General features: G+C 35.3%; 14 protein-coding genes and 1 pseudogene. 7 read left to right on the forward strand and 8 right to left on the reverse strand.

Translation table 11 applies throughout. The annotated features are described in order from the left end of the window. Positions 1–295 precede the first annotated feature (295 nt). The 5 genes from RHABOEDO_RS10145 to RHABOEDO_RS10165 all read right to left on the reverse strand — a co-directional run bounded on the left by RHABOEDO_RS10145 (position 296) and on the right by RHABOEDO_RS10165 (position 4,138). Positions 296–1,966 (reverse strand): peptide ABC transporter substrate-binding protein, encoded by a 1,671-nt coding sequence (locus RHABOEDO_RS10145; protein WP_215217732.1) that lies wholly within the window; start codon positions 1,964–1,966, stop codon positions 296–298. A gap of 630 nt (positions 1,967–2,596) precedes the next feature. Then, positions 2,597–3,112: a transposase gene (locus RHABOEDO_RS10150; RefSeq protein WP_215216393.1), complete on the reverse strand. Its 516-nt coding sequence runs from the start codon at positions 3,110–3,112 to the stop codon at positions 2,597–2,599. Further along, a complete protein-coding gene (locus RHABOEDO_RS10155; RefSeq protein ID WP_215217041.1) occupies positions 3,069–3,422 on the reverse strand; it encodes a transposase in 354 nt (117 codons plus the stop codon). Before RHABOEDO_RS10155 ends, RHABOEDO_RS10150 begins: the two co-directional genes overlap by 44 nt. Positions 3,423–3,479: 57 nt before the next feature. Further along, complete coding sequence (locus RHABOEDO_RS10160) at positions 3,480–3,641, reverse strand: helix-turn-helix domain-containing protein (protein ID WP_215217806.1); 162 nt, start codon at positions 3,639–3,641, stop codon at positions 3,480–3,482. A 53-nt stretch (positions 3,642–3,694) separates the two neighbouring features. Beyond that, positions 3,695–4,138, reverse strand: a complete 444-nt coding sequence (locus RHABOEDO_RS10165; RefSeq protein WP_215217805.1) for an ISAs1 family transposase — start codon at positions 4,136–4,138, stop codon at positions 3,695–3,697. A gap of 264 nt (positions 4,139–4,402) precedes the next feature. On the opposite strand from RHABOEDO_RS10165, the pseudogene RHABOEDO_RS10170 reads away from it, so the two are divergent. Beyond that, positions 4,403–4,540, forward strand: a pseudogene (locus tag RHABOEDO_RS10170) (transposase); the annotation flags it as partial. Between the two features lie 91 nt (positions 4,541–4,631). Here the strand turns inward: RHABOEDO_RS10170 and RHABOEDO_RS10175 are convergent. After that, positions 4,632–5,690 carry an ABC transporter substrate-binding protein gene (locus RHABOEDO_RS10175; RefSeq protein ID WP_215216620.1) on the reverse strand — a complete coding sequence of 353 codons (1,059 nt, stop codon included), beginning with the start codon at positions 5,688–5,690 and terminating at the stop codon, positions 4,632–4,634. A gap of 165 nt (positions 5,691–5,855) precedes the next feature. On the opposite strand from RHABOEDO_RS10175, the gene RHABOEDO_RS10180 reads away from it, so the two are divergent. Then, complete coding sequence (locus RHABOEDO_RS10180; protein WP_215216621.1) at positions 5,856–6,860, forward strand: KamA family radical SAM protein; 1,005 nt, start codon at positions 5,856–5,858, stop codon at positions 6,858–6,860. On the opposite strand, the gene argS is transcribed toward RHABOEDO_RS10180, so the two are convergent. Both argS and RHABOEDO_RS10190 read right to left on the reverse strand, forming a co-directional pair. Further along, complete coding sequence (gene argS / locus RHABOEDO_RS10185; RefSeq protein ID WP_215216622.1) at positions 6,831–8,576, reverse strand: arginine--tRNA ligase; 1,746 nt, start codon at positions 8,574–8,576, stop codon at positions 6,831–6,833. The two genes, RHABOEDO_RS10180 and argS, sit on opposite strands and share 30 nt — an antisense overlap. A gap of 3 nt (positions 8,577–8,579) precedes the next feature. Next, complete coding sequence (locus tag RHABOEDO_RS10190) at positions 8,580–9,689, reverse strand: Glu/Leu/Phe/Val family dehydrogenase (protein ID WP_215216623.1); 1,110 nt, start codon at positions 9,687–9,689, stop codon at positions 8,580–8,582. 457 nt (positions 9,690–10,146) lie between these two features. On the opposite strand from RHABOEDO_RS10190, the gene RHABOEDO_RS10195 reads away from it, so the two are divergent. From RHABOEDO_RS10195 to RHABOEDO_RS10215, 5 genes are read left to right on the forward strand one after another with little or no spacing between them, the layout of a single operon-like run. Then, the gene (locus RHABOEDO_RS10195; RefSeq protein WP_434062189.1) at positions 10,147–10,872 is read left to right on the forward strand and encodes a DUF2709 domain-containing protein; all 726 of its coding nucleotides are present in this window, start codon (positions 10,147–10,149) and stop codon (positions 10,870–10,872) included. A gap of 13 nt (positions 10,873–10,885) precedes the next feature. Continuing rightward, the gene (gene tsaE, locus RHABOEDO_RS10200) at positions 10,886–11,323 is read left to right on the forward strand and encodes a tRNA (adenosine(37)-N6)-threonylcarbamoyltransferase complex ATPase subunit type 1 TsaE (protein WP_215216632.1); all 438 of its coding nucleotides are present in this window, start codon (positions 10,886–10,888) and stop codon (positions 11,321–11,323) included. Further along, positions 11,316–11,948 (forward strand): ribosome biogenesis GTP-binding protein YihA/YsxC, encoded by a 633-nt coding sequence (yihA, locus tag RHABOEDO_RS10205; RefSeq protein WP_215216625.1) that lies wholly within the window; start codon positions 11,316–11,318, stop codon positions 11,946–11,948. The genes tsaE and yihA overlap by 8 nt, the downstream gene beginning before the upstream one ends. Continuing rightward, positions 11,945–12,694: a putative quorum-sensing-regulated virulence factor gene (locus RHABOEDO_RS10210; protein ID WP_215216626.1), complete on the forward strand. Its 750-nt coding sequence runs from the start codon at positions 11,945–11,947 to the stop codon at positions 12,692–12,694. The genes yihA and RHABOEDO_RS10210 overlap by 4 nt, the downstream gene beginning before the upstream one ends. 15 nt (positions 12,695–12,709) lie before the next feature. After that, the gene (locus tag RHABOEDO_RS10215; protein ID WP_215216627.1) at positions 12,710–13,909 is read left to right on the forward strand and encodes a phosphoglycerate kinase; all 1,200 of its coding nucleotides are present in this window, start codon (positions 12,710–12,712) and stop codon (positions 13,907–13,909) included. The last annotated feature ends 68 nt before the right edge of the window (positions 13,910–13,977 follow it).

A 13,977-nucleotide genomic window follows, 5' to 3' on the forward strand; every position in this document is an offset into this window, starting at 1 on the left:
CAAACCATTATTAACTGCATCTACAACTTTTTGCTTAAATTCTTGATCATATATTTTGTTTTTCCTGTTTAGATCAGTATTTAATTCATCTAAATCTAGATCAGTCTTTTGTGTTGTTTCTGGGCTTGGGTAGACTTTTTTTCTGATCCTAAAAGAAGTCGATACCCAAAGGCTTCCTCATGCGATTCATATTACCACCGCTAATATCAGTGATAGAAATGGGTGTATAGAAGCATTTTCACTACATAAAAACAATTTGTTCGGTGTAAAAAGTGTTTTATCAGGCTTTTACACATTATTTTTTTACTGACGGATTTTTAGATTTTTGCTTTATACAAGAATGTTTGTTCTCTTTTTGCACGGGAGACATGGGAAATAGTAACCTATCTCCCCACAAAGAGACATTAAATTCTAGTTCTGGATTCATAAGATATACATAATTTCTGTGATATAATGGAATAACTGGCATATCTTCGATCAGTACTTTTTCGGCCTTTTCCAGGGTTAATAGGCGCTTATCTCCTTCCTCATAGTTAGAGCGGTTGATTAATTCGATAAATTTGGGATTTTCCCAACCCGTGCAATTCCTTGTATAATTTTTATACTTAAATCTTTGAAGAACGTCCATAGGATCATCATAAGAAGCAAGGGCGCATGAAAGACACATAGAATAATCTTTATTATATAGCTTATCTAAAGCAACGCTAAAATCCAGCTTTTCTAGCTTAATAAAGATTCCAAAAGCTTTTGCCCATTGCTGTTGGATGACTTGTATCATCTCATTCGCTCCATAAACCCGGGAGTAATAAAGGAAAGTCAGTGATTTAAAAGCCTCTTTGGTAATACCCAGCTCAGCCATTCCTTCATTGAGCAGAATATTAGCTTGGATTACATCGTTATCTTTGAAAAACTCGGAGAATCGATTTCCTTTTAAGCAAGGCGCTACTAGATTTGTTGCAGACAAGCCCACTTTGTAAGCTGGATTAATGGAATTCGTTTTAATATTTTTCTTACATCCTTTCCCCAAAATTCCTAGTAATTCTTGGCGATTAATGGCTAAAGCAAAAGCTTTTCGAATCTTCGCATTATTAAAAGGTTGCTTGGTTGTATTGAGATAAATAAATACAGAATAAGGTTGTGGCTCTGAGTTAAAGGTCCATTTTTTTTCTAGCTTAGATACCTCTTCTAAAGGAATATCCGTTAAAGAGTCACCAATCATATCAACTTTTCCTTTCTTAAACATTTCTAATGTTACATGATCACTTTCGATGATATTAAATACGATTTTTTCTGGGTGCTTATCCTCTGTTTTTCTATATTGAGGATTAGCATTTAGAACGATTTGATCCCCTTGCTTAAAGCTTTCCAATATAAAAGGTCCATTACACAAAAATTGAGTGCCTGTTTGGATTGCCCAATTAGGATTTTTTCGATCTTGCTCAATATTTACAGGATAAAATCTAGGATTTGTAAGCAGTTTAAGAAGATGAGGAGTCGGGTGCTCTAGTTTAATTACAAGGGTTTTTTCATCGAGAGCTTTAATACCAACTTGATCTAAGGAAATAAGTCCTTTTTTAGCGCTTTCCGCATTTTTAATAGGAGCAAATAAATAATCTCCCATTGAAGGAAACTTTGGATTGAGAATATCTTTCCACGACTTCTCAAAATCATAAGCAGTAACGGGCTTGCCATTAGACCAAAGGTTATCTCCTAAAATAAATGTATATGTAAGCTTATCATCTGATACTTTATAAGACTTGGCTTGAGCTAGTTGAATCGATCCATCAGGATATCGTTTGACAAGACCTTCAAAAAGCAAGAGAATAATTTGACAAGAAAAAACATCGCCAGCTTTACGAGGATCGAAGGTCTTAGGAGATGTTTTCATATTTAAATTGAGCATAGGCAAACCATGTTTTAATAAAGCTGAAGAAGTTAGCGCGGCAATACAGAAAGTAACAAACACAATAATCAGTGTTTTTTGGATAAAAGGCTTTCTTAGTTTTTTAATGATACAAGAAAAAAACGCTAAAATTCTATTCAACTTTTTGCACATCATATCATAAGGTCCCTTAAAGGATAATTATAAATTTTATAAAGACTTATTTTGCGATAAAACAACATATTCTACAACCACAAAAGAAAAATTTAAGTTGGTTCTGTCGTTGTGGCTCCGAATAAAGATATTCGATCTTGCTAAAATAAATTGGAAATGAAGAACCCGAATAAATTAAAACAAATTTATTAAAAAGGTTCTTATGAAAAACCAAAAAAATATGATCGAGAATTTAAGTTAAATATAATAACGTAATATAGAGAAAGCGAGAAATCCATGACATCGATATCCCTTGATGAGGTGTCTAGAAGCAATTTTTATCACTTTCTTCATAGTTTGATTCTACATTCCGATCGCGGATCCCAATATACAAGCGAAGATTTTAAGGAAGAAGAAAAAATCAAGATACCTTAATGAGAAGATTTTAAACAGGCTCTAAGAAATGCTTTTTCTTTAGCTTGCTGATGACGGTATCCTCGTTGCCCTTTATTTCTCTTAAGTTCCCTACTAATAGTGCTATGAACCTATCTTGAATTAAATTTACTGTTTTAAAGATACTTGCCGACTTAAGAAATTCATCCAATATCCCAGTAGTCCAAACATTAATAGTCCGTTCCAATATATTGCCTTTCTTTCCCAGCGCACTGTAAGACGACGGAAGCATGTCTTTAACCAAGAAATCGTTCTCTCAACGACCCAACGTTGCTTTTCAAGGTAGCAAATGCCTTTTATCTTATATCCCTTAGTGTTTCTTTTCCGAGCTATCAGAGGAAAAACCTCATGGGAAAGAACATCGATACGTGTTTGCTCTGAGTCATAACCTTTATCTGCTTCAAGTATGGGTACTTTTCCCTGATTCCATGCTTTTTTAATGAAGGGAATGACTTTCCTAAGCAGAGGGATCACTTGTTTTTTCTCATCCCCGGATGCTGATGTAAAAGTGATTGCAAGAGGCTTTCCTGATTTTTCTACCAGTAAATGCGATGTCACGCCTTTACCTTTGTAGCCATAATCAACTTGCTCTCCTCCTCCGCGTCCGCTGGAAAAAAAAACCATCTACAGAGAGTCTCTGGGCATCAATACACCCCAGCTGTTCGGCAAGCTTAAGCAGCTCTTCTAAAAATTGATCTAAAAATCCAGCAGATTGCATTCTTCCAAGCCATGCGTGTGCTGTTGAGGGATGAGAAAACTCCTTGTTTCTAGGTGCATCTTTCCAAGGAGCTCCTGTCCGAAGCACCCAGAAAATAGTATTCACTACAGGTCTCCATGGCGCTAATTTTCTTCCATAATGGTTACGATTTACCCATTTTTCCATTTGAGGTTCGAGTATTTTAAACTGTTCTTCATTTAATCCTTGCTTGCTCATGTCATCTGTCTTTAGTTAAAAAATAAAAAGATCTGGTATCATAGCGAAAATTTATATTCAATTCAAGATAGGTTCATGATGAACTTTTAGAATGGTTGCTATTGAGCTAGATGTATCTCCTCTAGCTTGTAAAATATAAATCTGACATCTTTGGTCATAGGTTAGGTGATGGTAGCCTTTAAGCAAGGTCTCTTTTTGTGTTTGATTGTTAAAAATCACAATAGAGATTCTTTCATCGCTTGCCTATTCTTTTTTTAATTCTTCTGTGCACTTCAAACTTGAAAAGACTGACCTTTTCCTGAATATGAGGTACCTTGCATAGTTTTCCCATCAAAACTAACGATTTCTCCAGATTTTTTTTCTTTTATAAAATCAGATAAAGTTTGCTGTATTTTCTCAAACTCACTTGGATCCAATATGGAAAAAACACGTTTAAAAGTTCTTATGCATAGGACTCCGTTTGTCATATCTACAAACTGATTCAACCATTCTTTGATTGAATGGGCCTGTAACACAATAGCTTCCCAATCATCAGCACCACACAAAGAACAAACGATTGTGATAAAAAGTATCGTTATAAGAGGATGAATAAAATTGCAGGATGCTCCTCTAGGATCAGTAATGGTATCAAGAGTTTGAATAAGTTTAAGATCAGGCTGAGGAGTCACTCCTGAATGTTTTTGAATGTGCCTGGGTGGTAATCGTTTTTTATTCATGAAGAGATCCATATTGTTTTTTTCGCAAAAGAAACAATAGGGCTGATTTCTACAAAAATTCAAATTACTCTTTTAATGTCCTGCAGGGTACAGGACATTAAAAGAGTAATTTGAATTTTTCTGGAAATTGTCCATTCCTTATTTTCCGCAGCCCTTATTATTGAAGCTATATTAAAAAAAATCATCTCATTTTTAAGTAAATTTTGTTTAGTTTTTGACAAACTAGAACATTCATTAACCTAATTTTTGATTTATAGGCGTCAAAGAAGATGGGTTGTAGAGCGTTCTTTTGCGTGGATAGAAAAATGTCGCAGGCTATGGAAAAATTGCGAAAGAAAACTACATACAAGTCTGAATATGGTGGTTCTCGCTTTTATTGCTCTACTTTTGAAAAGATTTTAAACAGGCTCTAAGAGAATTTATATTCCCCTTGTGTGCAATTAGAGAACTAAAACCCAAAACTGAGGTTCTTACCTAGAAAAAACCCTCTAGGTTAGTTGACTTTAATCTCCACCCAAATATCTCGCATTTTCTGTTGAGGAAGAAGATTTTTAAAAAAATGATACTTTTTAAAATCCTCTGCTAAACCATAAAAAATCTTATGTGCTTGAAGATCAAAATCCAGATCCTGCTTATCGTCTAAGGCAGGGAAAAGTCTAAAGGAATCCCAGTATACGCGTATGGATTCTTTTTGGTAGAGGTGATTGATAAATTGATAGACTAAAATCTCTTTATCGCACGTTTTAGGGATACAGAGATTTTCAATAGAAATAAAAGATCCTTCTTTAGGAACAACAAAATCAATAAAGTCAAAATTGCGTTTTGAGCGAAAAATATAGGAGCTAGAAGCCACTGCTAGGGGGGAGTTTTTAGTAGCTAGAAAGTAATCTGCTCGCGAGGTTGCATAGGCTGCTACCCATGGCTTTTGTTGTAACAAAAGGTCTTTTACTTTTTCGGCTTGATTTTTGGAGAGAGAAGAAATGGGGCCACATAGGTAAAATGCAGCTATTTCAATGGCTTCAATGGGATCATTCACCATAACAATGCGATAATCTACTAATTTTGGGTCAAAAATCATGCTCCAAGAGGGTATAAAAAGTTTGGTAAAAAAATCTCTATCGATTCCTAAGCCATAAACCTCCCAAAAAAGTGGAATAGAATAATGATTTTCCGGATCAAAGAAATGCCCTAATAATTCGGGAAGGAGCTGATGAAAGAAGGGAAGTTTCTTTCGATCTAATTCTTTGATTAATTGATTTTTAACCAAAATACTCACTGCATAATCAGAAGGTATGACCAGATCATAGCCTTGCCCTTCTGTTGCTTTTAGCTTCAGAATCAATTCTTCATTAGAGGAATAGTTATTAACATTCACTCTAATGCCTGTTTTTTTCTCGAAGCTTTGAATGATCTCCTCATTTAAAATACCACCCCATGTAAAAACATTAATCGAGTCTTTAGAAGCAGAAGAAAATTTAGGCCCATATAAAAAACATGCTAATAAAAAAATCCAAATAGAGATAATGAGCACTCGAGTAAGGGATTTGGGCATAAAAACCTTTATTATATCTTTTAGGAAAGAAGGTTTTAATTTTAGGATTAAACTGTTTTATTGCATAGCATTTTAAAAACCTTAAATCTAGTTTTTATGGTAATAAATTGATTCTAAATCGATAAGCCCATAGAATGTCTTAGAAAATTACCCATGTTTTAACCCATGTCAAAAACATCTTGCTGGAGAGCTATACAAAAAAAGAGTTTTACCAATTGGAAGTCTTTACTTTCCTATTTAAAACTTCCTTTAGAAGAAGCGGAAAAAAAAGTACTGATTTCTTCTCATTTTGTACTCAATCTTCCTTATCGATTAGCGAAAAAAATAAAAAAGGGTGATTGGAAAGATCCTTTATTACTGCAGTTTCTTCCCCTTAAACAAGAACTCCAGGATCACCCATTATTTGTATCCGATCCTGTTTTAGATAGCTCTTTTACAAAAACCTCTAAGCTTCTTCATAAATATACAGGAAGAGCTTTACTTCTGTGCACAAGCGCTTGCGCTATGCATTGTAGATATTGTTTTCGACAAAACTTCGCTTATGAAAAAGAAACCCTTGATTTTAATAAAGAGCTTGAAGAATTAGCACAAGATGTAAGCTTAACAGAGATTATCCTAAGTGGAGGAGATCCTCTTTCGCTAAGCAATGCAAAACTTAAACATTTATTGGAAGGATTAAATCAAATCCCCCACATTCAGAAGATTCGCTTTCACACGCGTTTTCCGATTGGAATTCCTGAGAGAATCGATGCTGAATTGATTTCTCTGCTTTCTTGTTTGGATAAACAAGTGATTTTTGTCATACATTCCAATCACCCAAAAGAACTAGATAATGCTATTTTTACAGCACTAAAACGGATTCAAAAGCTGGGAATTCCCCTACTTTGCCAAACGGTTTTATTGCATCAAATAAATGACGATCTAAAAGTATTAGCCGATTTATTTACTATGCTTAGTAACCATGGCATTCTACCTTATTACTTACATCAGCTCGATCGTGTAAAAGGCACACAACATTTTGAAGCATCTATAGAAAAGGGACGGGAATTAATCAAACAACTCTCTGCTAGACTTCCTGGGTATTGTATCCCCAAGTATGTACAAGAAATCCCCAACCAACCGAATAAGACTGTAGTCGATCTACATTCTTTCCAAAGTTCGCAAACCTAAAATAGACAACCCTTTTTTTAAAACCTGAGCCGTTGCCTCTGATAGCAATAACCGGCTGTTTTCTTCACTACTACCTTCTACCCTACAATCACGGAAAAAAGCATGAAACTTTTCTGCCAAGGCGTACAGATAATCACATAAACGGTTTGGTAAAAGATCTTGCGACATCCTTTGTAGCGTTTCTGGAAAAAGGCATAAATGAAAAGCCATCGCCACTTCAGAAGGATGAGAAAGTACAATAGGCCCTTTTACAACTTCTTTCCCTATTTTACGCTTAATGCCTTGAATACGTACATAAGCATATAATAAAAACGCAGCGGTATTTCCTTCAAATCTTAACATCCGATCATAGCTAAAAACATAATCTTTGATTCTATGGCAACAAAGATCTGCATATTTTACGGCATCTATGCCTAAAATTTTAGCGCTCTTTTCTAATTCTTCTTCTGATAGAAAGGGAAGTCTTGTCTCTAGAATTTGTTTAGCTCTTTGAATAGCACCCATTAATAGATCGATCAGTTTTTCCGTCTCACCAGATCTAGTTTTAAATTTTTTCCCATCAGGGCCTAATACAACACCAAAAGGGACATGATCTAATTGTAATTGTTTGGGATCAAAATAATCGGCTTTTTCAGCTGCTTTAAAAATCATGGCAAAATGCAAACTTTGCCCTGCATCGGTTATAATAATAATCCGAGTCGCTTTTTCTTTTTGCACCCGATGATAAAGCGCTGCCATATCTGTGGTTTCATAATTGTAGCCCCCATCTGATTTTTGCACGATCATAGGCAAGGGAGCGTTATCTCTTCCTATAAAACCATCTAAGAAGATACATTTTGCTCCATTAGATATCGCAACTAACCCTTTTTGCTCTAAATCCGCAACTATTTGCGCAAGATAAGGACTATAAAAAGACTCTCCTCTTTCTATTAAACGAACATTTAAAAGCCGATAAATTTCTCGAAAAGCAGCCTTGGAAACCTCACAAATTCTCTCCCAAATCTGAAAAGAGCTTTTATTTCCTTGTTGTAATTTCACCACTTCTAGTTGAGATAGTTTTTTAAATTCCGGATCTTGATCAAAATGGTGTTTTGCTTTTTTATACCAGCTCATTAAAGTGGAAAGATCGATCGCATCTTGAAAAGTATTCAATTCATATTTTTGAATATAAGCAATTAGCATGCCAAATTGCGTGCCAAAGTCCCCTATATGGTTTAAACGCAATACCTCATAACCTAAAAACTCAAATAGTCTAGCGAGAGCATCACCGATAATTGTCGATCGCAAATGCCCAACATGCAGCTCTTTTGCAATATTAGGAGAAGAGAATTCTACAATAATTTTTTCTCTTTTTGCTAAAGGAACCCCTAAGCGCTCATCTGAAAGCATAGATTCGATTCGCTTAGCTAAAAAATCTGGAGATAGAAAGATATTAATAAAGCCAGCACCTGCAATCTCTATTTTTTCAATCATTTTATGACCTGCTGGGTCGTAAAGATCTATTACATCCACAATCTGCTTTGCAATCTGCCTAGGATTCCCCTTTACTATTTTAGCAATTTTTAAAGCGCTATTACATTGGTAATGCCCAAATTGAGGCTGTGTGCTCTCTGTAATTTCTGCTTGCAAAAGCATGGGGTCTACCATTTCAGTAGAAAAACGGTTAGCAATCGCCTGCGTTGCTTTTTCCTCTATTAAACTAATTAAATGAGTCATAAATTACATGGATGCATGATGAAAATAAGGAGGTTCTATGCGCTTACCAATTTGATACTTTAGACGATAATCGCCAAAAGAAAGCGCTGCCCTATGAGTGGAGAAGCGATTTTGCTCGGCAATTTTATAAATAACCATGAGCTGGTCATAAATGCGATTTACGCGATTACGAGCTCGAATCGGACTATACCCTTCTGCCTCTAGCTCTAGCGATACATTGATTAATCCTCCTGCATTGATAATAAAATCAGGAGCATACAAAATGCCACGACTAGCTAACTCATCAGCATCGCTATCATTAAGTAGTTGGTTATTAGCACAACCAGCAACAGCTAAACAGCGCAAAAGAGGAATGGTGCGAGAGTTTAATATCCCACCCATAGCACAAGGCGCTAGCACATCGCATTCTGCTTTTAAGATTTCTTCTGTAGAGAGAATAACAGCACCGGTGAGCTGCTGAAGCTCTAAACATCTTTTTTGATCCAGATCGCTAATGATGAGATGGGCTCCAGCCCAAAAGAGCAACCTAGCCAATTCAAAACCTACCGTACCTATACCTTGAATTGCTATCTTACGACCTTCTAAATCAGAAGAATTGTATATTTTCTTGAGGGCGGATTGTATCCCTCTAAAAGTTCCCCAAGCTGTAAAAATAGCAGGATTTCCACTGCTTTTTTCATGAGGCAGACCTACTACATAAGGAGTGGTTTTGCTAATAAGCAGAACATCTTCAGGAGAACAACCTACATCTTCTGCACAAATGTATTCTCCTTTAAGTTGATGTACTGCTTCTGCAAAAGCAGAGAGTAGTTCTTTTGTCTTATCCACTTTAGGATCTGCTATAATAACAGCTTTTCCTCCCCCCCAGGAACACTCAGACAGAAGAGACTTATAAGTCATGGCTTTTGCAAGGCGCATTACATCTTTTAAAGCTATTTCTTCATTGGGATAGGGATAAATGCGTATACCACCTAAAGTGGGTCCTATAACGCTAGAGTGTATACAAATAATTGCATGTAGTCCCACTTCTGGATTTAGCACTCTAATTATTTTTTCATAACCAGAAACCGAAATTTCTTCTAAAGTAAGCGTTTTTTCACAGGCTTGGGCCATTAGATGCCTCCTAAAATAGCTAACAGAGGTTTTTTATACCTTTAAAGTAAAACAAGACGTTAAAATAATTTTTTTTGTTTACAATTTCTGCTAAAATAAACATTTTCACGGCATGATAACATAAACAGAAATGATTATCTACAAATTATTTATTTGTTAAGAGCCTTAGCAATGAACAAACACAATTATGTTTAGAGAGGCAATAGTTCTCGAACATTAGATTTCTTGCATAACCCCTTATTTTAAAGCTTTCATTTATAGATTCCTATCTTAACAAAAGCATTTCCAGCTATATCGCTTAAACAATCATATCTCATGGATTAAAATACTTTAAAATTTTAGATTGCTTATTGGTTATGCAAGAGATCTATTAACTTGAACATTAAATAGATCCTAAGATACTCTTTTCTTTTCCACAAATTTAATGATTTGACTGTAAGAGGGAAAAATGTCGGTTATTGCAATTCCAGAAACTATTAAAAGCGAAATGCTTAGATTCTTAAAAAAGAATAAAAAAGCGGATTTAATCACAACTTATCTCTTTTTTTTAGAAAAAAAATTTAACTTAAAGCCCGTACTCTTCATACGAGATAAAATGATCTATCAGAGCAGAGAAGATCTTATTCATAGATTGGAAGAAGCGGGTAAGCTTTGGCGTGAAACAGAAATTAAAATTCAATATGGACAGGAAAGTGTTAACGAACAGAGTAAAAAAATCTATATATGTCCATTTACAGGAAAGGTATTTGCAGATAATACACACCCTAACCCGCAAGATGCCATCTACGATTGGGTTTCCAAATGCCCTGAAAATACCGAACGGGTCGGTGGATTGAAAGCAAAAAGATTCTTGGTTTCAGAAGACTTCGACGTGATAAAAAACTATATTGTCAAGCGCAAAGAACCCATTAAAAAAATTGTCTTTTCCTCTGCTGTTACTGGTAAATTATTTAACAGTAAAGAAGCGGTAATTCAAGACTTTGTTCAAAACCAGCTAAAAAATATTCCTTTAGAAGAAGTGCCCAGTCAAAATCGCTATCAGATTGAAGAGCACTTCATGTCTTTTATTCAGACTCATTTAGAAGAAGGAAAAATTAATGCTTTTGTAGAAACCCTTGCTAATTACGATGAATTTTCTGCCTTTGTAGACTTATGGCTAGAAGAAGAGAGGGAAGAGACTTAAAAAGAGATTTTTGATGGAGCAGAGTTTTATTAGTAGGTCCGCTCAAGAAACGCTCTGCATCGGACAGAAAATCGGATCACTTCTTATTGACCTACATCCGATAATTGGATTATTTGGGGATTTAGGAGCGGGGAAAACAACGCTGCTTAAAGGAATTATTTACGGTGCTGCAGGGATTGATTCCCAAGATGTTTGTAGTCCAACATTTAACTATCTCAATATTTATCAAGGAAAACTTTCATCTGTGTATCATTTTGATCTCTATCGCCTTCTCGATGCAACCCAGTTTGTATCTGCTGGATTTGATGATTTCTTTTACTTAAAAGGGCTCTGTTGTTTGGAATGGGCTGAAAAAATTGATTCCTTGCTACCTAAAGAAACCATTCGCATCTACATGACCCATCTTAATGAGGCACAAAGGCAAATTGTAGTAATGGGGTTGCATGTCTAAAAAATCTTTTTTTTACAATGCACAATTTATCACAGCCGCTGCTTGCGTTTCTGACTTCCCCCATATTAACAATCCCCAAAAGCTCCCCCTTAAAGAAGTTGCTATTGTAGGAAAATCTAATGTAGGCAAATCCTCTCTAATCAACTACCTTCTTAATAATTATACGATTGCTAAAACATCTTCAAAACCAGGAAAAACACAAACCATTAATTTTTTTACTGTTGATCAGCAATTTCTTCTAGTAGATCTTCCTGGTTATGGTTATGCAAGAGTAGACAAAAAAACCAAAGAAAAATGGAGCGAATTAATCGATCTCTATTTAAAAACACGTTCGAGTTTACGTTTGATTTTATTTTTAGTAGATATTCGACGATCTTTTACTGAAGATGATTTGAGCTTCATCAAATGGGCTCATTTTTATCATAAAAACTTGTTAATTATTTTTACCAAAAGCGATAAACTGAAAATCCAAGAAATAAAAAAGCAAATCCATGCTGCTTCCAAAACACTCTCATCTGTTTTCCCCATGCAGTCTTTTGAATTTTTCACTTGCTCTATTAAGGAGCCACAAAACAGAATAATTCTTACCGAAAAGATCAAATCATTACTCCAAGAAAAATCATGACCTTACTTCACAAAGATGTGTTTGTTTGCCTAGACTGCGAAACAACTGGGCTGGATCCAGACAAAGATGAAATTATTGAATTTGCTATTGCACGCTTTAATTTTGATACCATCATAGATTCTTTTGAAACATTAATTGAACCCTCTTTTTCTATACCAGAAGAGTCAACAGCTATTCACCATATTACAGATCAAATGGTAAAAGGAAAGCCAAAAATTCAAGAAATTCTACCTCGCATTTTTGAGCTTATTGACAATTATATTGTTATTGGCCATGGCATTACTAACGATATTTCTTTCTTAAATGCCTCTGCAAAAAAATATGCTGTTCCCAATAATCTTTCCTCTATCCGCTATGTAGATACCTTGCGATTAGCCCGTTTATATGGAGAAAGTCCTACCAACTCATTAGAAATGTTACGCAAACATTTTAACATCGCAGAAGAGGGTGCCCATCGAGCTATGAATGATGTTATAGTAAATATTAAAGTGTTTAAATTTCTTGCTAAACGTTATAAAACAGTCACGCAAATCCTTGAACGTTTAAAAAGACCTATTTTATTAAAAACCATGCCTCTTGGAAAACATAAAAGACGTAAATTCTCTGAAATACCTCTTGAGTATCTACGATGGGCTGCGCGTCAAAACTTTGATCAAGATTTGCTTTTTTCGATCCATCACGAACTAAAAAAACGCAAACAAGGTACACGCTTTTGTCAAGAAGCAAATCCTTTTTCTTCACTTTAAATAAAAAGTATTCTGATGAATAAACTCTCCTTAAAACAGCTTGATGTAAAAAATAAAAAAGTACTCTTGCGTGTCGATTTAAATGTCCCTATAAATGAAGAGGGAATCATTACAGATGATACGCGAATTAAAGAAGCACTAAATTCCATCCAGTATATCTTAAGAAATAAAGGATCTGTCATCCTAATGAGCCATCTTGGTAGACCAAAGGGGAAACCCGATCCAAAACTCTCATTAGAGCCTTGTGCCAAAGCTCTTGCCTTTTTACTCAAACGCCCTGTTTTAATGGCTAAAGACTGTATAGGTCCTAGCGCACAAAACTTAGTTACTCATCTACAACCAAATCAAATACTTTTATTGGAAAATCTACGATTTGATCCCGCAGAAGAAAACCCTTCAAGCAATCCAGAATTTGCTAAAAAACTAGCTAGTTTTGGAGATTTATATGTAAATGATGCCTTTGGAACAGCGCATCGAGAACATTCTTCGACTACAACTATTACAAAATACTTTCCTGGTAAATCCGCTATGGGATTTCTCATGCAAAAAGAAATCGATTCCTTAAGTTCTTTAATAAAAAATCCACAGCGTCCTTTTTATGCAATCATTGGTGGGGCAAAAATTTCAAGTAAACTGGGCGTGTTAAAGTCTCTCTTAAAAAAAGTAGACGGCTTGTTTATTGGAGGGGGGATGGCTTATACTCTATTAAAAGCCCAAGATTATCAAATTGGAAAATCTATTTGTGAAGAAAATCAGCTAGATGAGGCCCTGCAACTGATCAAAAGCTGTAAAGATCAAAAGCTACCGCTTTGGCTGCCTGTAGATTTGCTAATAGCAGATAACTTTTCCAAAGAGGCAAACAGCAAATACATCCAAGTTAATCAAGGAATCCCAGATGGTTGGGAAGGAATGGATATAGGAGAAGAAACCATTGCTATTTGGGAAAAAGCTCTTACAAAAGCTTCTACTATATTTTGGAATGGGCCTCTAGGAGTTTTTGAATTTCCTGCGTTTGCAAAAGGAACAGAAGCAATTGCTCGATGGATTGCTTCTTCAAAAGCCCTTTCAGTAGTAGGCGGTGGAGATTCAGTTGCTGCTATCAATCAACTGCACCTTGCTAGCTCTTTTTCGCATATCTCAACAGGAGGCGGAGCCTCTCTAGAATACCTAGAGTTTGGGCATCTGCCTGGAATAGATGGATTATCAGATAGTTAAATAAAATATTTTAAACAATTGCCTTTTATCTGCTTTTTTTTTTTATTATTGAAAAATAAGTAAAAAAG

Source organism: Candidatus Rhabdochlamydia oedothoracis (assembly GCF_019453995.1).
Lineage (GTDB): Bacteria > Chlamydiota > Chlamydiia > Chlamydiales > Rhabdochlamydiaceae > Rhabdochlamydia > Rhabdochlamydia oedothoracis.